Source organism: Streptomyces sp. NPDC058195, assembly GCF_042883525.1.
Lineage (GTDB): Bacteria > Actinomycetota > Actinomycetes > Streptomycetales > Streptomycetaceae > Streptomyces.
This window is the reverse complement of the sequence record NZ_JBHVVM010000042.1, coordinates 1-24700: the sequence shown is the minus strand read 5'-3', so window position 1 is coordinate 24700 and position 24700 is coordinate 1. Positions and strand designations below refer to the sequence as shown.

The following is a 24700-nucleotide window of genomic DNA, read 5'->3' as shown; positions in this document are numbered from 1 at the left end:
TCCGAGGAGGACTCATGAGAGCGTTCCGTACCCGCACCGCCACCGGTGGCCTCACTCTGGTCGCTGTGCTGGTCATCGGCCTGTCCTTCGGCGAGAGGGCCTCCGCTCCCGGCTCCGGCCCGCACGACACGCGTGAGCACGTCACCCGGACGACGACGGTGGACTTCACCTGGCCGGCGCCCACACCGGCCCCCGGCACCCCGGTAGCCCCCGTCACAGCCGGTGTTTGAGCCGCTGTCCGGCCCGGCCCGCAAGGTGGCGCTGGTGGTCGGTGGCTACAGCCCGGTGGGGCGGATCCTGTGCGAGCGGCTGGTCAGCGACGGCTTCACGACCGCCGTGGCGGGGTCCACGACGGACACCGCCCGGCTGTACGGCGAGTCGCTCGCCGGTGAACAGTCACCTGTCCTTCCCTACGTCGCCGACCTGACCGAAGGCGCCAGTGTGGACAGGGCCGTTGAGGACGTCCTCACGGACCTGGGCCGTATCGATGTGGTGGTGGGCCTGACGGCCGCCGACGCAGAACCCGCGGCCACCGCCTCCAGCCCGGCCGGGCCCGAGGCCACCGGTTTCGGCATGGGGGAGACGCACTACCCCGAACTGGCCGGGATGTACCGGCTGGGCCAGACGGCCCTGCACGCCCTGCCTGCCCCGCTCCGGCCCGCCCGTATCGTGCTGCTCACCACTCCCACACACCGCCAGGGCGCCTGGTGGCCCGCGGGGGCGGTCCTCGCCGGCGGCACCAGCTCCTTGGTGGCGGGCTGGTCCGCTCTCCTCCCACCGGCCGGAACGACGGTCAACGCCGTCGTACCCGGACGGAACGCGAGGGCTGACGCCATCGCCGCGGCCATCCTGCTGCTCCTGCGCCCGGACGCGCACGGCATCACCGGTCAGTCGGTCCAGGTCCATGGTTAGCCCCTCCCGGGCCGGACCGCGCGGCGGTATCTGGGGCTACCACGACCTCCCGTACGCGGGGGCCGACAGCACTCCGCGCCTCCTGCTGCCGACGGGAGCCGTGGCCCTGGGCCTCGCCTTCACGGGAAGCATCCACCTGACCGGCGCCACGGTTCGAGGCCCCACGGCCGGGTTCACTTCCTTCGTGGCCGGTTCGCACAGCGGGGCCCTGGTGTACGACCACGACGACGCACTGACCGGGATCGGGGTGTTCCTCGCCCCCTGGGTCGCGTACACCCTGTTCGGAATCCCCATGGACGGGCTGGCCAACACGGTCGTCCCCGCCTTCGAGGTTCTCGGCCCCAGGGTCGACACGCTGGTCCGGGAGCTGCGGGAAGCACCGGACCGGCAGGCCCGGTTCCGCCACTTCGACGGGGTCCTGGCGCGGTGGATGTCCGAAGGCCCGGCACACGCGGAGCCGGTGGAACAGGTGTGGTGGCGGCTGGCCCGCAGCCGTGGTGACACCCCCATGCCCGGTCTCGCCCGCGAAGTCGGCTGGTGTCAGCGGCAGCTGGAACGACGCTTCCGTGAGCAGGTAGGACTTTCCCCCAAGGTGGTTGCCCGCATCATGCGCCTGCAGTACACCGTGCGGCTGCTCCTGGAGGGCTGGCTCGTCTGCGACGCGGCGGCAGAGGCCGGCTATCACGATCAGTCCCACCTCAGCCGCGAATTCAGGAAGATGACCGGCCTCAGCCCGCGCCGTTTCACCGCTTGCGCGAGAAAGGGCGAGAACAGCCAATCGTACGGTTTCCTCGCCGACCGGCCGGACTTGGCTGCCGCACTCCGCTGAGCAACGGGGCGATTTTTTACAAGACCGGGCCGCAAGCTTTCCAGGAGAATCGAGTCAGCGGGAAAGTCATCGGACGGGAAACTCCTCGTCCGAAGAATCCCGGAAGACCATTCGGAGGAGAAAGATGTTCAGCAAGCTGGAAGCGATAGGAAGCCGGCTCCTCACCCGTCTGGTGCCGGGCACCGAGGCATCGGCGGCCACCACGGCCTGCGGCTGGAAGTACTTCCCGCAGTGCATGGAGTGCAACTACGGTCCCTGCCGCGGCTACTGCTGCGACGGCTCGGGCTGCTCCGAGGTGCGCTGCTCCTGATCTCCGCCCTCGGTGCCGGACGGTTCCCACGGGTGCCGTCCGGCACCGGACCTGCTGCACGCGCAGCACACCTCCCGGGACAGAACCGCCAGGGCCTTTCGCCCGGACCACCGGACCAGGAAGCGGAGTCCGCTCTCCCCTGCCTGAGTGAAGCCGAGGGCTCAGGGCAGGACGACGTGGCTTCTCCGGCCCGTGCCGCGAGCGCGCGCCGGGTGACGTGACAGGAAAAAAGTTGCCGGGAGCCGCATGAGGAATGGGCTCCACGTGCGTGATTGAGGAGTAAACGGTGCTGTATCTGGCCCTGATGCTGCGGTTTCTCGTGGGGGGCGTTTTCCTGGTCTCTTTTCTCACCAAGGTAAGCCGTCGCACTTCGTTTGGGGAATTCGTTGCCTCGGTACGAGGTATGCGTATTCTGCCGGACACACGTGTCGCTCCGGTCGCCGCGGCGGTCGTCGCATCGGAATTTCTTATATGTCTGCTGCTCGCCGTTCCGGGGCAGCGCGCCACCCTCGTCGGCCTGGTGCTGGCGGCCGGGGCGCTGTTGTCGTTCGCGCTCGGCATCGCCGGAGCCGTACGCCGGGGCGCACGCGAGCCGTGCCGGTGCTTCGGCGTCTCGCGGACACCGCTCGGCCATCGGCACGTCGTACGGAACGTGACGCTTGCCGCGCTCGCTCTCGCCGGGGCCGCGGCCTGCTCCGCCGATGGCCGTATGAGCACCGGCGGAACGGCCGTGGCACTGGCGGCCGGTCTGCTGCTGGCCTGGCTGGTGGTGGCCTCCGACCCCATTCTCGACCTCTTTTGGCCCGCGCCTCCCCCACCGGGGAGTGCAGGCGGGCGCCGCCTGTCCGCCGCATCGAAGAAGGAGACGTCATGGCTGTTCTGACCGCCGTTCTGGTACTTGTGGGCTTCATCGCCTTCGTCGACCTGGTCCTCACCCTCGGCGTGGTCAAACGCCTGCGGGAGCACACCGAACTTCTGGCGGGTGCCGGCGGAATGCCCGTCACCGTGGCCGTCGGCACGGAGGTCGGCGACTTCACCGCCGCCTCGGTCGACGGTGATGTGGTGAGTTCGGAGCTGACGCCGACGGACACCGTGGTGGCCTTCTTCTCGCCCACCTGTCAGCCCTGCAAGGAGAAGCTGCCGAAGTTCACCGCGTACGCACGGTCCCGGCCCGGAGGACGAAGCCAGGTGCTCGCCGTCGTGGTGGGCAGCGCGGAGGAGGGGGCGGAGTTCATCGAGCGCCTCTCGCCGGTAGCGCGGGTCGTGGCCGAGGACCGGCAGGGCCCCCTTCACACGGCCTTCGGTACCGCCGCCTACCCGACGCTCCTGAGGGTGACGGCCGAGGATGACGGGCGGCTCGTCGTCGCGGAGAACCAGATCGACCTGGACCAGCCGTTCCCGGCGCTGACGTGAGTCCGGCTTCCCGCCCCGGGCTGGGACATGGGCTCGCCGCCTGCTCCCTCGCCCTCGCGGCGGCCCCCGGCACCCTGGCGCTCTACGCCCTCCTCACCCTGACCGCGGGCGGGCTGCCGGTGGCCCTCGCATGGCTGACGAAGGCCCTGCTGGACGGTCTGCTCCACGACGCCCCCGCCGGGGCCCTCGTGGTGATGGGTGCGGGGCTCGCCGGGGTGGGGATCGCGGCGGCCTTGATTCCGCAGGCGGCCCAGTACCTGCGGGCGGAAATGGACCGCAGGGTGGGTCTGCTCGCCCAGGACCGGCTGTTCGCCGCGGTGGAGCGGTTCTCGGGCATCGGCCGGTTCGAGGACCCCGAATTCCTGGACCACCTGCGGCTTGCCCAGCAGACGGGCCGGACGAGCCCCAGCCAGACGGTGGACGGCCTCCTGGGCGTGGCCCGTTCCCTCCTCACGGCCTTCGGCTTCGTCGGATCCCTCGTGCTGATCAGTCCGCTGATGGCGATCCTGGTGATGCTGGCGGGGCTCCCGGCGCTGACCGCGGAGATCGCGCTCGCGCGGCGGAGGGCGAGGGTCTTCTGGGACATCGGCCCCGCCGAGAGACGGGAGTTCTTCTACGCGAACCTGCTGTCCGACGTCGAGGCGGCCAAGGAGATCCGGCTGTTCGGCACCGGTGCCTTCCTGCGCGGACGCATGCTGGCGGAGCGCCGTACGACGAACGCGGCGAAACGGCGCCTGGACCGCAGGGAACTCGTGACACAGGCCGCCCTCGGCTTCCTCGCCGCCCTGATGGCGGGCGTGGGACTGCTGTGGGCCGTCCGGGAAGCACGGACGGGTGCGCTGTCCGTGGGCGATGTGACGGTCTTCATCGCGGCGGTCGCGGGCGTACAGAGCGGCCTCGTCGCCACTGCCAGGGAAATGGCCCGCTCGCACCAGGCCCTGCTCATGTTCGAGCACTATGCCGTGGTCACCTCGGCGGGCCCGGACCTGCCCCCGCCCCCCGACCCCCGTCCGCTGCCCGCCCTGGCCGAGGGGCTGCGCCTGCGGAACGTGTGGTTCCGGTACTCCGACACGCATCCGTGGGTGCTGCGCGGCGTCGACCTCCACGTTCCGCACGGCAAGACCCTGGCCCTCGTGGGCCTGAACGGAGCTGGCAAGTCCACTCTGGTCAAGCTGATCTGCCGCCTGTACGACCCCACCAAAGGGGCTGTTCTCTGGGACGGCGTGGACTTCCGGGACGTTGACGTGAAGGAGATCCGCGAACGGGTCAGCGTGGTGTTCCAGGACTACATGGAGTACGACATGACCGCGGCCGAGAACATCGCCCTCGGGGATCTGACGGCGCTGTCCGACCCCCGGCGCATCCGCGCGGCGGCGGAACGGGCCGGGATGCACGGAACACTCATGGGGCTTCCCCGGGGGTACGACACACTGCTGTCCCGGATGTTCTTCATGGAGGCGAACGGCGGGGACACGGAGACGGGCGTGCTGCTGTCGGGCGGCCAGTGGCAGCGCCTGGCCCTCGCCCGTGCGCTGCTGCGCGACAACCGGGACCTGATGATTCTCGACGAGCCCTCCGCCGGTCTCGACGCACAGGCCGAGGAGGAGATCCACAGCACGCTCGTACGGCATCGCCGAGGGCGCACCAGCGTGCTCATCTCCCACCGGCTCGGCGCCGTGCGGGACGCGGACATCATCGTCGTCCTCCGCGACGGCCGTGTCGCCGAACAGGGGGACCACGCTTCCCTGATGGCGGCCCGGGGCGAATACGCACGCCTCTTCGCGCTGCAGGCATCCGGCTACCGGCCCGCGGAGCCGGCCGCCCCCTCCGTGACGGGTGCGGCATGAGGCGCGTCCACGAAGCGCCCGCCGACGGTGTCCGCGCCCAGTGGGCCGTCGCGTGCGGCCTGCTCGCCTCACTGACCCTGGCCGGGGCGGCCCTGCACACGGTGCTCGGGCGGCGGCTGGTGGTCGTCACCGTACGCGGCGAGAGCATGGAACCGCTCTACCACGACGGCGAACGGGTGCTCGTCCACCGGCGCTCTTCCCTGACGCCGGGGCAGGTGGTGGTCGTCGAGAAACCGGTGCCCGACGCCACGAGGTTCCTCGCGCCGCCGCCCCTGGCGGCGTCCTCCCGCGTCGTCACCGGCCGCCACTGGATGATCAAACGCCTGGTCTCCCTGCCGGGCGGTCCCGTACCCGCGACTGGCTTTCCCGCGCTCGCGGGACAGACCGGAGAACCGGTGCCGCCAGGGCGAATCGTCCTGGCCGGGGACAACGCCACCGTCAGCGTCGACTCCCGGCAGCTCGGCTTCTTCCCGGCTGACCGCTTGCTCGGAAGCGTCGTGTGCAGACTCTCCCCGACGGCACGCCCCTCGCCACCGGAGGGGTGAGGGCGGCGGAGCGTTCCGGGCCCGTCGGCGGACCATCGGCACGTCCCGGGCGGAACGGTCCCCGGGAGGAGCAGAGGCCGTGGCGGCCAACTACCGGGCCCGTCCCGGTCGTAGACGGTGGCGTCCATGGGGAGCTGTGGATCGCGGTGCCGTCTCCGGACCAGGTGAAAGCACACGCCGGCGGAACAGCGAGCCCCCGCCCGGTCGGGACCGGACGGGGGAGACACGGTGCAGGGGCCGGGTCAGGGCTTGACGCGGACCACCTGCGGGTCGTGGTCGGAGGCCTGGGAGGCGAACTCGCTGTTGATGTGGACGACGTCGTAGCGAGTCTGCTGCGGCTTGAACGCGGGACTGACCAGGATGTGGTCGAGCACCTGCGAGTTGCCCTGGTAGACGTACGAGTAGCGCTCGGACGCGGGCAGTTCGTTCACCAGGTCGCGCAGGACGCCGTCCTTGGTGAGGGTCCGGAGCGCGGGTGAGAACTGGTAGTCGTTGAAGTCCCCGAGGGAGACCACCCGGGCGCCGGGGTCGGCGGCCAGGAGCCTGGCGACGAAGGCCTGCTCGACCTCGGCCTGCTGGGCGCGCTGCACCTCGGAACCGCGTGCCGGGTTCTGGAAGCGGCTGTCCAGGCCCTGGTCGCCGCCCTTGCTGTTGAAGTGGTTGGCGATCACGAAGACCGGCTTGTTGTGGAAGGTGAACTGGCCGACCAGCGGCTTGCGGCTGCTGTTCCAGGCCTCGTTGGCCGGGTCGATCCGGCCCGGGGAGGCGGTCAGGGAGGTGCGCTTGCCGGTGCCGGTCACGCCCACGGCGGTGGTGGAGTCGCCGCCGGGTATGTCGGTGAAGGAGACGCGGCCGGGGTTGAACAGGAACACCTGGCGGATGTTGCCGCCCGGCTCGCCGCCGTCCTTGCCGTTCACCGGGTCGACGGAGCGCCAGTCGTAGGCGGGGCCGCCAGCCGCCTTGATCGCCTCGACGAACGTGGCGACGGTCGCGTCGGAGGTGACCGTGCCGTCGTTGACCGGGCCGTTGTCGTCCTGGACCTCTTCCAGGGCCAGGATGTCGGGCGAGCGCAGGTTGGTGACGACACCGGCCGCCAGCTCGGCGAACTTCTCGTCCGGGTCGCCCGGGTCGAGATTCTCGACGTTGTACGTGCCGATCGTGAGCTCGCTCGGCAGGCCGGACCGGGTGACCTCCCGCTTCAGCCCGCCCGCCTGCACGGAGCCGAGCCGGGTGGCCTGCACCGCGTAACCACCGAAGCTGGTGTAGTCCAGCGGGCCTGCGGTGGCGCCGGTGAGCCGGTCGCCGACGTCGGCGACCGGGAAGTCGGCGGCCGCGCCCAGCGACTGGACCATGAGACGGCCGGAGTTCTGCTGGTCGTAGCCGAGGTACACGGAACCGCCGCGGGACGAACGCGGGTCCTGCTCCCGGGTGTTCACCCACAGCTCGTGGTACGCGTTGCTGGCCTGTGTCACCGGTACGTCGCGGACCTCGACGCTCATGCCCTCCAGCGACTCGTACAGGTCGAGCGCGTAGTTGCCGGGCCGCAGCGGGAGGGACTCGATCGAGCCGCCCGCCGCGTCCGGGACGTACGCCGCCGGGACGGCCGAACCGTCCAGCACCACCGGGGCGGGCACCGGGTTGTCCGAGGAGACCACGGTGAACTTCGGGCTGGACAGCTCGGTGAGGGACTGCGATCCGCCCGAGCTGTTCGGGTAGTACTCGGTCACCTTGGCCGTGACCAGGACCGAGTCACCGACCTTGACGGCCGGTCCGGCGCCGCCGGTGTAGACGAAGACGCCCTCGCTGGTGGCCGGGTCGGCGTCCGGGTTCGGGTCCTGGATCCAGAATCCCTTGGTGCCGTACGTGCGGACGCCGGTGACAACGCCAGGAACACCGGTGACCGTCTTGCCGGCCATCGGCGAGAGGCGGGTGGCGCCCTGGATGTCGTGGACGCGCACCGTGCCGGGCTCGGTCGGGCCAGTGTCGCCCCCACCCGGGCCGCCGGGGGTGGTCTCGCCCTTGCCGTTGACCGGGGTGGGCTCGCCGGGACGGAAGTCGGCGGCGTTGTCGTCGGTGTCAGCGAGGGACGCGGCGCGGGCCGCCGAGGCGCTGTTGGAGGCGCCGGGGGCGGCCCCGGAGCCCTCGTGGACCACGGCGGTGCCGAAGCCCACCAGGTCGACCACGCGCGGGTCGGCGGCGCAGTCCGCAGCGGTCTTGCAGGTCAGCGCGTCGGCACCCTGGACAAGCGCGACCGTGCCCGTGGTGGCGGACAGGGCCAGGCTGCCGGCGGCGTCGGCGGTCGGCAGGTCCACGGTGCCGCCCGTGCCCGCCGCCTCGGCGACCAGGTAGCGGGCGCCGGCGGCGACCGTGCCGCTCAGCGGGGTGACCCCCCACTTGCTGCTGGCGCCGGGGCTGCCCGGCAGGTACTGCACGCTGTATCCGGCCAGCCCGAAGGCGGCTCCGGACGGGTTGGCGAGCTCGATGAAGTCGTTCTTCAGCGTCGCGCCGGAGTTGCCGCCACCGCCGTACACCTCGGCGATGACCACGCCCGTGGACGGGACGGCGACCGCGCCGGGCAGCGGGACGAGCACCAGCGACGCGGTGACCGCGGCGGGCAGAGTGGCGCGCAGCAGCGTGCGGCGGGAGCGGCGGGCGGGGAGGGGACTGGGCACCGTTGCGGCACTCCTTCATGGCAGGACACAGCCCGGTCGCCGCGGCGGCGCCAAGGCCAGTGAGGGATCGTCAAAGTGGTGGCGAGGGACGCTTGAGAGCGTCTCGCACAGATCCAGTGGCTGAAGATACGCGCGTAGAAGATGGCGTATCAAGGCTTCGGACATGAACTTCCTGTCACCATTCCTGCCTGTCCGGTCGCTGTTCCCGCAGGTCGGGCCCGGCTGCGCAGCGCAGTCCTGCCATCGTCACGCGAGGCCCCCGGAATTCGGCTTCGGTGGCCAGGATGGTTTCGGACAGGATGGGGCACACGTGCGGGAGCTTCAGCTCGCGTGTGCCGACGCGATCGACGCGTCGCGAGCGGCGCCGGAGGCCGCGCGGCCGGGGCCTGGGCTCGGGGACGCGGGACGGGACCGGGCGAGGGAGAGGCCGGACCGGCAAGGATGCTGGCGGAGGCTCTGACGCGCCTCGGCCCGTCCTGATCCGGCAGCGCCGCGATCCTCCTTCAGGACTCAGGTGGTCAGAGCGCTGCCCATCAACGTCAGTCCTCCGACGCAGGACACCGTCAGGACTCCGAGACGTGCCGCCCTCGCGGGCAGCCGGGGCGCCAGCGCCACGCCCGTGACCGCGCCGCCGACGAGAGCGGCCACCGCGGGCCAGGACGGGAGGACGAAGCCCAGGACGGCGGCGGTGACCAGGTTCTGGACCAGGAAGAACGCGTGCAGCGTGGCCCGGGTCTCGCGTGCGGGCCAGTCGGCGTTGGCGGCGTACAGGCCGATCGGTGGCCCGCCCACGCCGCCGATGACGTTGAGCCCGGCGCTGCCCAGGCCGGCCAGCCAGGCGCCTGCCGGGCTGCTCAGGAACGACGAGCGCACGCCCCGGGCCAGCAGCGCCACGCCGACGAGTACCCCGCACCCGGCGGCGACGGCCAGCAGCCGCGTGTCCATCGCGCCCAGCAGCCAAGCCGCCACCGGCGTTCCCAGCACCGCGGGCACCAGCAGCCGCCCGGCGTCGCGCGGCCGGGCGTGCCGCCAGTCGCGCGACAGCGGCAGCAAGGAGGCCAGCACCGCGAGGACCAGGACCATCGGGACACCCCGGTGCGGCCCGAATGCCGCGATCAGCGCCGGAGCCGCCACCAGCGAGAAGCCCATCCCCGTCGCCGCCTGGGCGAACGCGCCGAGCGCGACCGCGGCCACGGCCACCTGCTCGGTCATGGTCACGAAGCGCCGTCCAGGGTGTAGCGCCGCTGGAGCCACAGGGCGGCGGACATCAGCACGGCCGGCACGCCGGTGAAGCCGACGAGCAGCGCGGTCAGCGCCGTGCCGGACTGCACGGCGGGCGCGCCCGCCGTGCTGGAGACGAAACCACCCATCGCGAGAACCGCCGAGTACACGTACGGGCCGACGGCGGTGCCGGTCGCCTCGGTGGCGGTCCACACCCCCGTGTACGCCCCGGCCTTCGACGATCCCGCCGACGCGATCGCATCGGGCACCATCGAGAACGCGAACAGCTGGAGCCCCGCGAACGCCACCCCCATCACCATCACCACACCGGCGGTGACCACGACACCGACCGCCCCGTCGAGAGCCGAGCCCGGCAGCAGCGCCAGGGATCCCGCCGCGAACACGCCCTGGGACAGCAGCAGCCCACGCTGCTTCCCGTGCCGCCGGGACCAGGCCGTCCACACCGGACCCGCGAAGAGCGCCGGTCCGAGGAACAGCCCCATGAACAGCGCGGTGAGCCGCGGCTCGCCGAAGACGTACTCGGTCACGTACGGCAGTGCGGCGAGGAAGAGATGCGTGGTTGTGCCCGTGAACAGATACGACAGCACCAGCGCCCGGTAGTCCCGGTCCCTCCACGCGACGCGCAGGTCGGCCAGGGGCGAGTAGCCGGCCTGCGCGTCGGGCGTCCGGAAGCCGCATTCCTCCGTGAGCCGCCGTACGCCGACCACCGCGACGACCGCCGATACGGCCATGACCGACGCGAGCAGCAGCGCCATGCGGGCGTAGTCGCCCCGACCGCCCGCCGTGGCCAGCGCCGGTGCGGCGACGCCGGCGCCCAGGAGCCCGACGGTCAGCAGGACCATGCGGAACATGAAGACCCGGGTCCGCTCGTGGTACCCGACCCGCAGGTCGGACGGTGTCGTCAGGTACGGCACCTGAAAGGCGGCGAACAGCAGGTTGCCCACCACGAACCAGCAGCCCACCCACAGCGCCGCCGCCCCGCCGGTCAGCCCCGGCGGCACGCTGAACATCGCCACCATGGCCAGGCCGAGCAGCACCCCGGCCCGCATCATCCGGCGCCGGTGCCCGGACCGGCGCGCCTCCCGGTCCGAACGCGATCCCAGCAACGGGTGGACGACGATGTCGACCACCTTGGGCAGCAGCAGAGCCAGACCGGCCGTGAACGCGGGCACACCGAGGACGTCCGTCAGGAAGTAGAGCAGCAGCAGCCCCGGCACGGTGACCCACACACCCATGCCCACCGAACCGGCCGCGTACGCGGACAGCGCTCCCCGGCCCGCCCGCGGCGAGGCGTGCTGAGCGGCCGTCATGTCCCGCTCCGGTGCCGCTCGACCACGCCTTCGGCGAGCGCGGCCCCGTCGAAGACACCCGCGCGGGCCCGTGCGGCGAGCGTGCGGGCCACGACACGGTCGGTGAGCGCGGGCAGATGGCGTGCCAGGAAGAACTCCACCGCACCCCGGCGGGTCGTGGTCACGTCCCGCCGCGGCCGTTTGGCCAGCGCCGTTCGGGAGAGCGCGTCGACCACGCCGTCCAGCGGCTCGTACACGCTCATGCCCTCCAGCGACAGGCCCGCCGCCTTCGTCGAGTCGTGGATCGGACTGCGCACCGCGGACGGGTACACGCAACTGACCGAGACATGTGTGCCGAGTTCCAGGCGCAGTGCGTCGGCGTAGGCGACCATGGCCCGCTTGGAGGCGCCGTACGCCGCGGCGAGCGGGAGCTGCATGACCGCCATCCGCGAAGCCACCATCACCACCCGGCCGCGCGCCGCGACCAACGGGCCGACGCAGGCGGCTGTCACCCGCCAGGTACCGAGCAGATTGAGCTCCAGCTGCCGGCGCACCTCGGCGCCGGGCGCGAACTCGGCCGGCGCGGGCCCGCCGGCTCCGGCGTTGTTCACCAGGACGTCGAGCCCACCGAGCACGGCGAGGGCGTCCGCGACGGCCGACGTCACACTGCCGTCGTCGGTCACATCGCAGCGGATCACGTCGAACGGCTCGTCGCCACGGGGTCGCAGGTCGAGGCCGACCACCTGCGCCCCGGCGCGCGTCAGCCGCTCGCCCAGGGCCCGGCCAAGGGTGCCGGAGGCGCCGGTGATGAGGACCCGTCGTCCACGGGCATCGTGACGGCGGTCGAGGAAGGAGATCGTCACGACGCGTGTGCCTTCGAGGTCGGAGTGTGGACGGCGGCGCCGCGAGCCGCCCGGCGGGCGCCTGCCCGGATCTCGCGGGGCAGGGCGGCGACGTACCGGTCGAAGTCGATACGCATCGCCGGGCGTCTGTCACCCCACCGTTCGACCGCCGCGGCATGGGCGCGCCGGACCGCGGTGCGCTGATCGGCCGGTGACGGCAGGGCATACCGGCCGGAAAGATGCGCGGCCACAAGCTTGGCCTGCGCCTCGACGACCGGCAGAGCTGCGCCGGTGGACTGCATCAGGCCGACGAAGGACAGCGTCGGGTCGTCCAGGTGGAAGACCCGCTGGTACAGCGGCATCGCCTCGGCGTCGTGACCGAGCCAGGTGCTGTCCAGGAAGGGCATGGTCACGTGGTAGCCGGTCGCCCACACGATCACATCGACGTCTTCGGCGGTGCCGTCGGTGAAGACCACCCGGCCTCCGTCGAGCCGTTCGACGCCAGGACGGGCGATGACCTCACCGTGGGTGAGCCGGTGCAGGATCGTGTCACTGACCGTCGGGTGATTCTGGAAGAGCCCACCGGCCGGGCGCGGCAGCCCGTAGCTCTCCGGCGTGCCGACCGCGAGACGCAGTACCGCCTCCGCGACCTTCTGCCGGACGCGCCACGGCAGTACCGCGAGTGCTCCGCCGGTCGCGTCCGCGGGGCGGCCGAAGAGGTACTTCGGGACGATGTGCGTGCCGTGCCGGGCCGACAGCAGCACGGGCCCCGAGGAGACGTACGAGACGTCCACGGCGATGTCCATCGCGGAGTTGCCCATGCCCACGACGAGCACCCGCAGCCCGGCGAACGCCTCCGGGCTGCGGTAGTCGTGGGCATGCAGCTGCGTGCCGTCGAACGCGCCCGGGTAGGCGGGCGCGGGCCATTTCGGCTCGCGGTTGTGCCCGTTGGCGACGACGACGGCGTCGTACGCCTCCGTCGTCCTGTCCGTGCCGCGCAGGGCTGTGACCTCCCACCCCGCGTCACGGTGGCGCACGGCGCTGACCGTGGAGCCGAACCGGATGCGCCCGGTGACCCCGAAGGTGTCCGCGTACTCGGCGAGATAGCCGCCCACCAGCGCGGCCGACGGGAAGTCCGGCCACCGCCTCGGCATCGGAAAGTCCGCGAACTCGGTACGGCCCTTGCTGGTGTTGAGGTGCAGGCTGTCGTACGCCGGAGACGTCCCGTCGCCGTCCGGCGCCCACAGGCCGCCGGGCCGGTCGCCCCGCTCCAGAACCGTGACGTCCAGACCGTCGTCGAGCAGCGCCTTGGCCGAGGCCAGTCCCGCCGCCCCGGCGCCGATCACCGCAACCCTCGTCGCACCCATGCCACGCCCTCCCTTCCGTGAGGGCGCTCATTCAATCGAATGATGGAGAGGAGCACAATCCCTTCTGACCTGCCCTTTCGTCATCCAGCAGTTGATTGAAACCGTTCAGGCGTGTCGGGTAGCCTCGGGCGTATGAGCACCCATGCCGACGACGGAACCAGCCGCGAACGCATCCTGGAGGCTGCCACCCGGCTCTTCGCCGAACGTGGGTACGACGCCACAAGTACCCGCGCGATCGGGGAGGCCGTCGGCCTCAACATCGCGACGGTCGCCTATCACGTGGGCGGGAAGCCTGATTTGTACCGTGCGGTGATGCGTCGCGCCCACCTCGCCCAGCGGGACGTGGCCACTGCCGCACTGGAGCAACTGCGTGCCTGCGGCCCATCGGCTGACGAGACCCGCGCCGCGCTGCTCGGCTTCGTCGACACGTATCTCTCCTTCTGCCTGAGCCACCCCGAGGTTCCCGCGCTGTGGATGCGTCGCTGGCTCTCCGAGGGGGCCGAACTGAAGGAGATCGAGACCGAGTTCGCCGGTCCACTCGTCGCCGAGGTCGCCGCCGGGGTCCGCACGGTGCTCGACCGCGCCGGTATCGGCGCCGGGGTCGACGTCGAGATGCTGGTCTTCACGATCGTCTGGACCGCTCACTCCTTCGGGCAGGCCGGAGTCATCGACCCCGCCGGACGTCGGCTCGGCCCACGCGACCTGGCCTCACTCGACCGCTTCCGCCGCCACCTGTACGCCGTCGTGACCGGGGTGCTGGACTGCGGCGGAAGCGCCCCGAGCGGGCTTCGGGGCTAAGGGCTGCGGCGTCCGGGGCCTCGGGCGTCATCGCAGGCAGCGCCACTGCGTGATGCCGTGTTCCGGTCGGGTCGTGGCACGGTTGACGTCGGCCTTCGCCGGATCAGGCCGGATCAGTCCGGGCCGTCCGGCCGCCGTCGATTTCCGGCCGCCTCCTGGCTCATCCTTGTGGCGAGGGCCAGGAAGACCGAGAGGTTCTGCACCATCTCCACGGGGAGCCTGGCCCACGGCTTACCGCGGCCGTGCTGATGGATCTCCAGCCAGCCCTTCTTCACCGTGACCCGGTCGACCTCGGGCCAGCCGAGCCGGTGGTCGAGGTGCCCGACACCGGCGGGATCGAGGTAGGCCCCGAAGAAGTCGATCCGCTCGCCCGCCTTCAGCCGGTCGCCGTCCTGCGCCAGGCGGACGCGCGTGAATGTCTTGTCCAGCTCCTCGGTGAACCGGACAGCCCCCTTGTACGCGTCAGTCACCGTGATCTCGGCGCCCTCACGGGGACGCACCCAGAGTTCGTGTGTGGTGGTGCTGGTGATCCCGGTCGTCACTTTGGTGGTGCGCCACCGGATGCCGTCGATCTCGTCCCACGAGTATGCCTCCGGCACGTGGCCGGCGACCTCCCGGACGATGCCGTGCCGGTAGTGGCCCACCCAGACCTGCGGCTGCCGCCTCGCGAGCGCGAGAAAGAGGAAGTACCCGGCTGCGGCGACAATGGCGGCCCCCAGCGCCAGCAGTGGCAGAGCGTAGTACCAGGCGCCCTGGCTTCGCTGTTGCTCCACCGCGGACGAGATGCCCAGCCAGAGCACCGGGAGACCTACCAACGCCGGCAGCAGGACCACGATCCAGGGAAACCGATGGGACTCGGTCCACACCAGCCCCTGGCGCGAACCCAGTTCGAATTCCCGCGCGACTCTGCGCATAGAGGACGGAACAGGATCGGAATGGTGATCTGACACAAGCCCCCCAAGGCCAGACAGTTGAGGACCATTGTCAGGGAGCGGAGCCCGTACGGGAAGAGCCTTCCGGCTCCGCACATCTCGCACACGGAGGATCCCGCGCCCACGGGCCGGGACAGTCTCCTGGATTCTGGCATCCGCGCGAGAGCGTTCCCCGGGCCGCCGCGGCCCCGCTCTTCCCCTTGCGGTCGTTGTGGATTCTGGCGGGCGGTCGGCTGACCACGACGATCAGGCGCGTGCCGGCGCGGGTCGCGTCTGCACCCTCGCGCCGCGGAACCGCCATGAGCTTCCCGGACTGCTGCGGACCGCTGCGGACGCGGCCCGGCGGACGGGTCTCCAGGACGGCGCCCACGCCGTGAGCACACCAGCCGTCCCAAATAATCCCCCCAGCGGCCGGTGTGCTGAAGCCCGGCTCAGGGCTCGGGGATGAAGGCGGGGTCGATGCCTAGTGCACCAACACCTGCGCGCACGGACTGCACGAACTTCCTGATCTCCTCCACCAGGAGGCTCCACGCCACGGGGGTGGTCCACACGTCCGGCTCAAGGACGGATCCCACACGCCACCCCTCGTCGGACCCCGCGATCCGGATCAGCCCGGGATCCGCGGACATCGATTCGAGCTCGAAGTCCCCTGCCCCGGCATCAGGACTCTGCAGCCACTGGGTGAGCCGGTAGGCCAGCTCGGCGACGGGGAACATGTCCTCGCACAGCAGCCGGTACTCGTCGTCCCAGAGACTCAGCTCCGCGTGGATGTCCAGGAGCAGGACCTCCAGCGGGGCCTCGCACGGTATGAGTCCACGCATCGGGAGATCGGACACACCAAAGTTCCGGCAAGCGAGTCGCATCGCGCGGCCTCCATCACAACCGAGGCCCCGCTCCATGCGCAGGCCACCCCAAGCTGATCAACCCTACCGGCAGGGTGCCGGGACTCGGCTCAGCGCAGGACTGCGGGGCAGCCCTCGCCTCTCACCGATCGCACGGCAATGGCGGAGAGGCCGACGCCGAAGAGCAGCGCCAACGCCGCATGGGGCAGATCGTGCCGCAGAGAATCAGCGTGGCCACGAGCCGCTCGACGCACACCAGCCGGTATCGGGCACCGGCTCCTGCCTCGCGCTTCCTGGCTCCGCTGCCAGCTTCGTGACGACGACCCTTGGCCCCAGACGGTCAAGGCCCCGCCAACTCCTCCACCGGGGAGGCCAGATGCCCCGTAAGACCTCTGTGAACACCTGACGCGTGAGAACCGTCCGACTGAGCGCGATCGCCACATCCGGATCGTGTCACCCACCAGCAAGAACATATCACCCGCTATCATGCACCAGCTCGTCGTGGGCGCACTTCCCGGCACCTGACCATGAGGAGCGATCACGAACATGAAAGAAGCCGATTCGGATCAGCTGGCACGGTTGTGGCGTGAGTTCAGGTCCATGGGCTTTCCCCCGGGTCTCTACCAGCGAGAGCCTGAGGGCGAATGCATGGTGATGATGGACCTGATGCTCGCTAACTGTGTCTCCTCAGTCTTGAGCGGCCCCTTGGGCGACCGGGACCAGGGCATACTGCGGAAGCGCATCGCGGTCCTCGGGAATCCTTCCGTCCATCGACGATGACGAGTACGCAACCACGTACTTCACCCACTTGCACGGGATGGCCGTGCTGGCGTCCAAGCTCGACAAGGCTCGAAGCGAGTACTGAACATTGATGGGCTGATGCCGGAGCCGTTCACCTGACGGCTCCCGGTCGGCTCCGGTAGCCCTGGACTGTGAGATACGCGAAGGGCGACATGGTGACCGACGTCGGGAGGGCCTCGCGGGAACCGGGCTGACCTTGGACGACTGACCACGATCACCCCGGCATCGCGCATTCAAGTTCAGTACAAGCGGGCATGATGCGCCTCCTGGCCTTCCACGGAGGGGGTGGCGGCGCGGCCCGAGGCACCGGTGCGTTCCCGGTGTAGGACGCCTGCGACATCGGGATCTGCATCGAGTCCGCGTTCGAGAAGGTGTACGCGGCGAAGTTCCCCCAAGGCCGTCAAGAAGATCACCGGCGAGGCCGACGCGCAGCTGGCGTTCTACGGCTTCCCCGCCAGGCACTGGATCCATCTCAGGACGACGAATCCAGCCGGGTCGGCCTTCTCCGCCGTGCAGCCTCGGACCACGGCCCCCCCGCGGCACCGGCAGCCCGGCCGCGGCCCTCGCGATCGTCTTCACACTCCTTGAGTCGGCCCAGGCCCGCTGGCGAGCGGTCACCGCACACCGCCTCGTCGCCCTCGTCCGTGCTGGAGCCCGCTTCGTCAGCGGTCACCTTGCCGAACGCCGCTGGATTGCGGTGGCGTGATCAGCCTCAATCAGCTTATGCGTGAGGCGGATTGGTAGGTTCAGGTCGACGTAGTGATCACGACTGAGGGAGTGGAACGTGACCGATGCGGCCAACTTGCGTCAGACACTGCGGGACATCGAGGTCTTCGCTGGCGAGCTTCCCGAGTTCGACCCATCGACTGCGCCAGACACGCCGTTCGAACTGTTCACCGAGTGGTTGCTCAACGCGTTGAGTGCCGGGGTGAAGGAGCCGCACGCCATGACGCTGGCCACCGCGGACGCCAGCGGTGAGCCAACCGCCCGCGTACTCATCCTCAAGGACGTGAGCCCGGAGGGCTGGCAGTTCGCCTCGGACGCGGGCAGCCCCAAGGGCCGCGACCTCGCCGCCCGCCCCTATGCGGCGCTGACCTTCTACTGGGCATCGCTTGGCCGCCAGGTCCGGGTGCGCGGACCGGTTGTACGAGCGGCCCCTGAACTGTGCGCTGCGGACTTCCTCGCCCGCAGTGCGGGTGCACGGGCGGAAGCTCTGCTCGGTCGGCAATCGCAACCACTCGCGGATCTGTCCGTGAGGGATGCGCAGGTGGAGGCATCCCTCACGCGGATCACGAGCGAGCCGGACCTCGTGGCGCCGGGTTGGACGCTGTACTCGGTGTGCCCGGAGGCGGTGGAATTCTGGCAAGGCGACAAACAGCGCCGCCACACCCGGCTCATCTACCTGTCTTCATCCGACGGGTGGACCAAGCAGACGCTGTGGCCCTGATTGCTGTCCTGTGCACGGGCAATGCGCAGGGCTGGTGGATCCGTGCGGGGCGGGAAGCGGGGGAGTACCTTCGCGAGTGATCCTCAAGGCCTCCGGGCAGGGCTTGCTCTGCTGCGGCACCGGGCGAGCGGCGAGTCCGTCGAGCCGACCCGCCCGGCCTGAACATCCCACCGGTACACGCAAGGGACAGCGCCTTTCCGCCGCCGCCATCCCGCTGGGTCGGGTCCGCCACCCCGGCGGCGGGCGAAAGAGGGCCGCCGCGGCGGATCCGGGGCCGCCGCGCACGGCTGATGAGGTGGCGGGTTCTGCAGTCCTTGAACGAGCGCGCCGCGCGGCCCGTGTGCTCGCGCAGTCAAGGGTTGGGTGAGCCGATGGTCAATGCTGTCTGCCGAGGTGGCGCTGCAGGTCGATATGGCGGAATTGGTAGACCGGGCCCACTTGGCGCAGGATGCCGCGGTTCTCGTGGGCGTCTCGCAGGAATTCCATCAGGTCGCGGGGCAGGTGTCCGCGCAGGGCCAGATAGGTGCGCGCTATCACGAAGTGGGGCCAGGTCGCTGATACGACCCCCATCACGAGGGCGGTCGCCAGTCCCGTGACAACGCCGAGGGCGATTCTCAGGCCGAGGCCGACCTCGCCCATAGCGGACCCCAGGCCGAACTCGTCCCCGATCGGGGTGTTGTACACGGACGCGAACACGGTTCCGGCCATCAGGGCAAAGGTGACGCTGACGAGAAGGAACTCGCGTCGGTCGAGCGCCAGGAGCTTCGACGCCCCCGGATTGGACGTCGGGCGAGGAGCCCGCGGTGTGATTCCGCGGCCGGGCCAGAACATGCTGACCACAAGCCCTGCCAAGGACCCGAGGGTCAGCAGCGCTTCCAGCCCTCCTCCGGTGAGGACATGGCCCACAGCCACGGCCAGGATGACCGCGAGCCCCCAGAGCCCGCCTCCGAGCACTTCGCGCAGTTGCCGAACCGTGCTCGGGACGACGAAGCGGCCAAGGGGGTGGAACGTCAGGCACCCCAGCACGACCCCGGTGACGAAACCCTCGGGCACGTACTGTGCCGTCGGTGATGCGAACACTGGGGAAAGGAAACCCAGAACAGCCCCGAGTACGAAAGCGAGGCCGCCCACCACGATGCCGATCGCCCCGAAGAGACACGTACGGATGGCGCTTCCGTACGTCCGCCATCCCATGATCGCTCCTGCGGCGCCCCCCACGACCGGGCTCAGTACCTTGAGTGCGGAATACCCTCCGATGAAACCCAGAATCCCGAACAGGATGCCCAGCAAAAGCCCGCCCAGAAGGCATGGAATGCCTTTCGGGACCGTCCCTCTCAGTTCCCACCAGGCCAGATCGGGGCTGCCCAGGCGGCGGGATTCCTGGAAGCGGGCGAGGAAGGTGAAGGCCCGTTGGGCCTCGGCGGCGCTCCAGCGGGGCGGCCGGGGCCCGTCGGGTGCGTAGGCGGCGTGAACGAACGCCTGGAACAATTGCCGGTTCACGGCGGTGCGGTCCGGGAAGTCCTGTCGTTCGCAGAGCTCGTCCGGGTGCGGTGCCGTCCCGCGGGGGCCCGGGCCGGGGCGGGGGTTGTAGATGGTGCGGGCGAGGTAGATCCCCAGCGGAGTGCTCAGTGCCTGCCCGACCGGACTCTCGGTGCCCAACTGGTCGATCACCGCGTCCCACCGGCTCGCTCCGGAGGAGTGCGGGCCACCCGCGTCCCGTCGCAGATGGGCGGCGGCATGTTCGCGGGCCAGGGGCAGAAGCTCGATGGCGGCGGCGCCGTTGAGGCGGAGCGTGGGTCCAGGGCCGTCGACCGCGGCCCGGTAGGCGGCGAGGCGCGAGGCCAGCACCAGCGGGCTGCGGGCGGGCAGGGCTCGATTGAGGGAGTCCAGGGCAGCGGCCTGGAACCGCTCGGGAAGTTCGTCGAAGCCGTCCAGCAACGGAAGGATGCGTCCGCTCTCCCACAGCGCTCCGGCGAGATCGCCGAGCGTGCCGCTGATGGGCGACCTGACGGTGTCGCGCAGTCCGGGGTAGTGGTGATGCAATTGACCGACCAGCCATGTCCGCAACGCCTGATGCGGATCCCAGGAAGCGAGGGAGAAGATGACGGGTACGGGCCCGTCCCGGTCACGGTCGGACAAGAGGTCCTGCAGAAGCCGGATCAGCAGCACGCTCTTGCCCGCGCCGGGCCCGCCGAGAACCACCAGCCGACGGGTGGGGATCTGGTCGGTGAACACCTTCTCGATCGCACCGTCCTGGCGGCCGAGAGCTGCCGGGTCCTGCGGCCAGAGCGCCGGATCCCCAGGCGGTCCACCCGGCCAGGAAAGGGCCAGCTCGCCCAACTCGTTCCAGGGCGCCACCAGTTCCTCGTCCGCGGCCCGCCAGGCGACCGGAAGGGGATACGGGTCGTTGATCCGCCGCAACGCGGACTCGGCATCCCATTGGTTGCGTACCGCTACCTTGAGCTGTTTCGCTGCCTCCTCCAGGACGGCGGTCGACTGCTCGGCCGTGCGTTCTCCCCGCCACATCAGCCACAACGCCCGCGCGGCAGGCGGGACACCGAGGAGCGCGATCAACGCACCGATCACGCTGGCCTTCTGGTCGGCCAGTTCCGGACCCGCGTACTGGAAGTAGACGAGTATGCCTGCCAGGAAAGCGATATAGACGGCAGCGACCAGTCTCTTCATTCCTCGATGACGCATCGGATCAGCATGGGGCATAACGGCGGACGGCAAGCAGTTTCAGGCCGCACACGGGGTCCGCCAATCGAGCGATGCGAGCCGCCGGGGCCGCGACCGCACAGGCCCCCTTGCCACAGAGCGTGACGACGACCCTGGTGCCCCTCCCGGGGCGCGCGGCAGCTGGCGGGGACCGCGTGGCGGCGACGTGTCGGCAACGGCCCCTCCGGACATCGCCGAAGAACGGAGGTACGACAGGCGCGGGACGCCGTTCGCTGGGGTGTGGTGCACAGTGTCGCACCGTGGCAGGAAGATCCCGCTGACGGGTTTTATCCTGACCGCATTCCGGCGTGGATTCTGCCGCGTGCGCGCGCCGGGCTGGTCAGAGCATCCACGTGTTCTTCCAGTGCTGGGCCAAGTTCCTGGACGGTCTTCAGGGGCATTCCATCCGGCTCATCAAGGAGTCGGTGCAGGAGTGGAGTTGACGCAGCGGGGACGGTAGTCCCAAGAGCTGATCCGCAATCTAGTGCCGCATCAGGCAACGTTCGCCCTGTTGTGACATGACGCGTCGCTTGAGTCCGGTCTCGTGAGGCGTGCGGCCGTCAAGCCCGTCAAGCTGAGCGGGTGGCTGAACGGGTACGCGTCCGTGAGATCGATGACGATGAGGGTCGGCGGTTGCTGCGGATCATCCGCCGTGGCACCGGTTCGGTGGTGACATGGCGCCGGGCCCAGACGGTGCTGCTCCGCGCAGGGTATGCCTGTGGCGAAGACCGCCGAGGTCACCTTCACCAGTGCGGATCGGTCCGGGACGTGAGCCACAACTTCAACACCGACGGCTTCGCATCGTTCTTCCCCGACGGCCCCTCGTGGAGCCACGAAACCCCTCCCGACTCTCGGATAAACTGAATAACATCTCTGATTGCCGCCACGGGGGGCATTGTGTACGAAAAGCAGTTGATCGAACGTATCCGGGAATCGCAGGACGGCTTCGGACTGGACGGTCGGTACTACACGACCGCCATGTTGCTGAACGGAATGAACCTGGCAATGTCGGGAGGGCTACTCCGCGGCTTCGAAGAATGGTTGTGCGTCCAGAAAAGCGAACTGTCCAGCTTCATCTGGTTCAAGGAAATCTTTCGTGAAGCCGTCCCCGAGGTACGGCCAGGCGAGTGGCGGGAACCCATGGAGTCTGAGCAGGAACAGCGAGCGGTTGACCACCTGTTCACCCAGGTCCTCGATTTTCTGGAGGTGCGCGACAGCCGAGAGGATATGGCTCGCATGTACGTGGCCTATCAGCAAATGAGACGCAGCTAGTGCCGCATCAGGCAACGTTCGCCCCGTCGTGACGTGTCGCCCGGTTGCTGCGCCGGGCGGCACCGGACGGCCAGAATGATCACGTGGCTGAACGCGTGCAGGTCCGTGAGATCGATGACGACGAGGGAAAACGGCTGCTGCGGATCGTCCGCCGGGGCACTGGGTCGGTGGTGACCTGGCGGCGGGCCCAGATGGTACTGCTGTCCGCTCAGCGCATGCCAGCGGTGAAGATCGCTGAGGTGACGTTCACCAGCGCGGATCGGGTCCGCGACGTGATCCACAACTTCAATGCCGACGGCTTCGAGTCGCTCTACCCGAAATACAGGGGCGGGCGGCCGAGGACGTTCACCCTTCCCGAGCGCCGGGAGATCAAGAAGATCGCGAAGTCCAAGCCGGCCGAGCACGGCCTGCCGTTATCGACCTGGAGCATGGCCAAGCTGGCCGACTTCCTGGTCGCCGAGGGGGTGGTCGACGACATCAGTCACGAGGGCCTTCGGGTCCTGCTCCGCGAGGAGGGCGTCTCCTTTCAAAGCGTGAAGACCTGGAAGACCTCCCGCGACCCGGACTACGCGGCCAAGAAGGCCCGTGTCGAGCACCTCTACGCGATCGCCGACGGCGAGGTCATACCCGAGGAAGGTGAGCCCGAAGTCGTCTTCTGCCTGGACGAGTTCGGGCCGCTCAATCTCCAGCCCCACCCCGGCCGGCAGTGGGCCGAACGCGGTGGACGGCACAAGGCCCCCGGACGTGAAACCCGGACCCGCCGACGGGCGACCTACACCCGCCCGCACAGGGTGAGGCACCTGTTCGCCGCCTACGACCTCGCCAAGGACCAGCTCTACGGCCACATCAAGAAGACCAAGAACCGGTCCAAGTTCCTGGAGTTCTGCCGCTACCTGCGTTCGCTGCACCCGGCAGACGTGCGCATCGCGATCGTCTGCGATAAATACTCCCCGCACCTGACCACCAAGCGGTGCCAGTGGGTGGCCACTTGGGCGGCGGCGAACAACGTCGAGATCGTCTACACCCCAACCAACAGCTCCTGGCTCAACCGGATCGAGGCACAGTTCACCGCCCTGCGCTACTTTGCCCTCGACGGCACCGACCACCTCAGCCACAAGGCCCAGGGCAGCATGATCCGCCGCTACATTATCTGGCGGAACAAGAACGCCGCCGATCAGCGTCTACGCGAGGTCATCAGCAGGGCCAACGTCGCCTGATCTGCCACTACGGCGCCGGCCAGGTCACGCCTCGTCGCTCGGCTCGACCGGACGGACGTACCACTCCGAGGAGAAATCCGCCTGAAGGACGACCTCGTCCTGCCTGAGGTAGTCAGCGTCATGCAATACGACTCCGCTCACCACGAAGTGGTGACACCCTGAGTCGACCGAGTCCCGCATCTCTTCTGACCTTGGACTCAGCGGCACATCGATCCGTACCGGCGCCTCGGCAGGCAACCCGATGAGAGCTTCGCGCAGTTCCCCCACCGTCAGCTCCACAGTCTCATGGCGGTAGCGCTCGATATTCATGTCAGCCATGCGACACAGGATACGAGCACAGATCCTTGATCAACTGGTGCCGTCAGCTCTTGTCCAGCAGCATCAGAGCAGGGCAAACGTTGCCTGGCGCGGCGCTAGGGCGTTTCGTTTGGATCAGCTGGTCGTTGTTCTGGATGTGCCGTTGACTGATGCGCAGTGGGCGCGGATCGAGCCGTTGCTCCCGGACCGGACGCCGAAGCGGGGTGGCCGCTGGAGGGACCATCGTGAGGTGGTCGACGCGATCGCCTTCAAGTTCCAGACCGGTACCCAGTGGGTGCATCTGCCGGAGAAGTACGGCAACTGGCGGGGTGTCTACAACCGGCTGCGGATGTGGGCCGTCGACGGCACGTGGGAGCGGGTGTTCACCGCCTTGGTGGCCCAGGCAGACGCGGACGAAGACGTCGGCTGGGCCGTGTCCGTGGACTCCACCATCGTGCGCGCTCATCAGCATGCTGCCGGAGCCCGCAAAAAGGGGCCCCGGACGACGAGCCGGACGATCATGCCATCGGACGGTCCCGCGGCGGACTGACCACGAAGATCCACCTGGCGGCCGACGGCCGGTGCCGGCCGCTGGCGTTCGTCCTCACTGCCGGTAAGGCCGGCGACGCACCCGCCTTCACGGACGTCATGGCCCGCCTGCGTGTTCCCCGCCCTCGTGGACGGCCCCGCACCAGGCCGGACGTGGTCCTGGCCGACAAGGCGTACTCCTCCCGCGCGATCCGCAGCCACCTGCGCAGACGCGGCATCCGCACGGTGATTCCGGAACGGGCCGACCAGCAGGCCAACCGGCGGCAGCGCGGACAGGCAGGCGGCAGACCGCCATCCTTCGACCGCAAGGCATACAAGCAACGCAACACCGTCGAGCGATGCATCAACCGCCTCAAGCAGTGGCGCGGCATCGCCACCCGCTACGAGAAGACCGCCACCAACTACCTCGCCGGACTTCACATCGCAGGCATCTTCCTCTGGTCTGCCCGCTGATCCAAACGAAACGCCCTAGGAGTTGTCGTCAAAGTGTCAGGCCCACATCAGGATTGATGCGAGGGTGACGGCCGCTTTGTAGGACTGGGCGGTCTTGTCGTAGCGG

General features: G+C 69.7%; 22 protein-coding genes and 1 pseudogene. 14 read left to right on the top strand and 9 right to left on the bottom strand.

The features are described 5' to 3' along the window. Window positions 1-14 precede the first annotated feature (14 nt). From ACFVWY_RS33270 to ACFVWY_RS33235, 8 genes are all read left to right on the top strand, one after another. The gene (locus ACFVWY_RS33270) at window positions 15-230 is read left to right on the top strand and encodes a hypothetical protein (RefSeq protein WP_389878649.1); all 216 of its coding nucleotides are present in this window, start codon (window positions 15-17) and stop codon (window positions 228-230) included. After that, entirely contained in the window at window positions 223-912 is a 690-nt protein-coding gene (locus tag ACFVWY_RS33265; protein ID WP_389878648.1) for an SDR family NAD(P)-dependent oxidoreductase, read from the top strand. Before ACFVWY_RS33270 ends, ACFVWY_RS33265 begins: the two co-directional genes overlap by 8 nt. Beyond that, the gene (locus ACFVWY_RS33260; RefSeq protein WP_389878647.1) at window positions 905-1741 is read left to right on the top strand and encodes a helix-turn-helix domain-containing protein; all 837 of its coding nucleotides are present in this window, start codon (window positions 905-907) and stop codon (window positions 1739-1741) included. The genes ACFVWY_RS33265 and ACFVWY_RS33260 overlap by 8 nt, the downstream gene beginning before the upstream one ends. A 124-nt stretch (window positions 1742-1865) precedes the next feature. Beyond that, the gene (locus tag ACFVWY_RS33255) at window positions 1866-2051 is read left to right on the top strand and encodes a hypothetical protein (RefSeq protein WP_389878646.1); all 186 of its coding nucleotides are present in this window, start codon (window positions 1866-1868) and stop codon (window positions 2049-2051) included. Between the two features lie 286 nt (window positions 2052-2337). After that, a complete protein-coding gene (locus ACFVWY_RS33250) occupies window positions 2338-2934 on the top strand; it encodes a MauE/DoxX family redox-associated membrane protein (protein ID WP_389878645.1) in 597 nt (198 codons plus the stop codon). Further along, a complete protein-coding gene (locus ACFVWY_RS33245) occupies window positions 2922-3464 on the top strand; it encodes a redoxin domain-containing protein (RefSeq protein ID WP_389878644.1) in 543 nt (180 codons plus the stop codon). The genes ACFVWY_RS33250 and ACFVWY_RS33245 overlap by 13 nt, the downstream gene beginning before the upstream one ends. After that, window positions 3461-5311, top strand: coding sequence for an ABC transporter ATP-binding protein (locus ACFVWY_RS33240; RefSeq protein ID WP_389878643.1), 1851 nt, complete (start codon window positions 3461-3463; stop codon window positions 5309-5311). The genes ACFVWY_RS33245 and ACFVWY_RS33240 overlap by 4 nt, the downstream gene beginning before the upstream one ends. Further along, complete coding sequence (locus ACFVWY_RS33235) at window positions 5308-5856, top strand: S26 family signal peptidase (protein ID WP_389878642.1); 549 nt, start codon at window positions 5308-5310, stop codon at window positions 5854-5856. The genes ACFVWY_RS33240 and ACFVWY_RS33235 overlap by 4 nt, the downstream gene beginning before the upstream one ends. A 242-nt stretch (window positions 5857-6098) precedes the next feature. Here the strand turns inward: ACFVWY_RS33235 and ACFVWY_RS33230 are convergent, their stop codons facing one another. The 5 genes from ACFVWY_RS33230 to ACFVWY_RS33210 form a co-directional block, all read right to left on the bottom strand. Beyond that, window positions 6099-8528, bottom strand: a complete 2430-nt coding sequence (locus ACFVWY_RS33230; RefSeq protein ID WP_389878641.1) for an endonuclease/exonuclease/phosphatase family protein — start codon at window positions 8526-8528, stop codon at window positions 6099-6101. Between the two features lie 510 nt (window positions 8529-9038). Beyond that, the gene (locus ACFVWY_RS33225; RefSeq protein WP_389878640.1) at window positions 9039-9740 is read right to left on the bottom strand and encodes a sulfite exporter TauE/SafE family protein; all 702 of its coding nucleotides are present in this window, start codon (window positions 9738-9740) and stop codon (window positions 9039-9041) included. Window positions 9741-9742: 2 nt separating this feature from the next. Next, on the bottom strand, window positions 9743-11080 hold the full coding sequence (locus tag ACFVWY_RS33220) for an MFS transporter (RefSeq protein WP_389878639.1): 1338 nt from the start codon (window positions 11078-11080) through the stop codon (window positions 9743-9745). Beyond that, on the bottom strand, window positions 11077-11922 hold the full coding sequence (locus ACFVWY_RS33215; RefSeq protein ID WP_389878638.1) for an SDR family NAD(P)-dependent oxidoreductase: 846 nt from the start codon (window positions 11920-11922) through the stop codon (window positions 11077-11079). The genes ACFVWY_RS33220 and ACFVWY_RS33215 overlap by 4 nt, the downstream gene beginning before the upstream one ends. Then, window positions 11919-13268, bottom strand: coding sequence for a flavin-containing monooxygenase (locus ACFVWY_RS33210; RefSeq protein WP_389878637.1), 1350 nt, complete (start codon window positions 13266-13268; stop codon window positions 11919-11921). The genes ACFVWY_RS33215 and ACFVWY_RS33210 overlap by 4 nt, the downstream gene beginning before the upstream one ends. A gap of 132 nt (window positions 13269-13400) precedes the next feature. Between ACFVWY_RS33210 and ACFVWY_RS33205 the strand changes: the two genes are divergently transcribed. After that, window positions 13401-14066 carry a TetR/AcrR family transcriptional regulator gene (locus ACFVWY_RS33205; RefSeq protein ID WP_389878636.1) on the top strand — a complete coding sequence of 222 codons (666 nt, stop codon included), beginning with the start codon at window positions 13401-13403 and terminating at the stop codon, window positions 14064-14066. Between the two features lie 113 nt (window positions 14067-14179). Here the strand turns inward: ACFVWY_RS33205 and ACFVWY_RS33200 are convergent, their stop codons facing one another. Both ACFVWY_RS33200 and ACFVWY_RS33195 read right to left on the bottom strand, forming a co-directional pair. Beyond that, entirely contained in the window at window positions 14180-14980 is an 801-nt protein-coding gene (locus ACFVWY_RS33200) for a DUF6585 family protein (protein ID WP_389878635.1), read from the bottom strand. Window positions 14981-15429: 449 nt separating this feature from the next. Further along, window positions 15430-15819 (bottom strand): hypothetical protein, encoded by a 390-nt coding sequence (locus tag ACFVWY_RS33195; RefSeq protein ID WP_389878634.1) that lies wholly within the window; start codon window positions 15817-15819, stop codon window positions 15430-15432. 1606 nt (window positions 15820-17425) lie between these two features. On the opposite strand from ACFVWY_RS33195, the gene ACFVWY_RS33190 reads away from it, so the two are divergent. Beyond that, complete coding sequence (locus ACFVWY_RS33190; protein WP_389878633.1) at window positions 17426-18088, top strand: pyridoxal 5'-phosphate synthase; 663 nt, start codon at window positions 17426-17428, stop codon at window positions 18086-18088. Window positions 18089-18463: 375 nt separating this feature from the next. Here the strand turns inward: ACFVWY_RS33190 and ACFVWY_RS33185 are convergent, their stop codons facing one another. After that, a complete protein-coding gene (locus ACFVWY_RS33185; protein ID WP_389878632.1) occupies window positions 18464-20788 on the bottom strand; it encodes an NACHT domain-containing protein in 2325 nt (774 codons plus the stop codon). Window positions 20789-21388: 600 nt separating this feature from the next. Between ACFVWY_RS33185 and ACFVWY_RS33180 the strand changes: the two are divergent. From ACFVWY_RS33180 to ACFVWY_RS33170, 3 genes and pseudogenes are all read left to right on the top strand, one after another. After that, window positions 21389-21619 (top strand): annotated as a pseudogene (locus ACFVWY_RS33180) (IS630 family transposase); the annotation flags it as partial. Window positions 21620-21718: 99 nt separating this feature from the next. After that, entirely contained in the window at window positions 21719-22078 is a 360-nt protein-coding gene (locus tag ACFVWY_RS33175) for a hypothetical protein (protein WP_389878631.1), read from the top strand. 83 nt (window positions 22079-22161) lie between these two features. Beyond that, complete coding sequence (locus tag ACFVWY_RS33170; protein WP_389878630.1) at window positions 22162-23295, top strand: IS630 family transposase; 1134 nt, start codon at window positions 22162-22164, stop codon at window positions 23293-23295. A 24-nt stretch (window positions 23296-23319) separates the two neighbouring features. Here the strand turns inward: ACFVWY_RS33170 and ACFVWY_RS33165 are convergent, their stop codons facing one another. Continuing rightward, entirely contained in the window at window positions 23320-23613 is a 294-nt protein-coding gene (locus ACFVWY_RS33165; RefSeq protein ID WP_356087207.1) for a DUF6225 family protein, read from the bottom strand. A 130-nt stretch (window positions 23614-23743) separates the two neighbouring features. On the opposite strand from ACFVWY_RS33165, the gene ACFVWY_RS33160 reads away from it, so the two are divergent. Beyond that, a protein-coding gene (locus tag ACFVWY_RS33160; RefSeq protein ID WP_389878661.1) for an IS5 family transposase occupies window positions 23744-24594 on the top strand; the annotation gives its coding sequence in 2 pieces (ribosomal slippage) (window positions 23744-24083 and window positions 24083-24594; 852 coding nt in all). Window positions 24595-24700 lie beyond the last annotated feature (106 nt).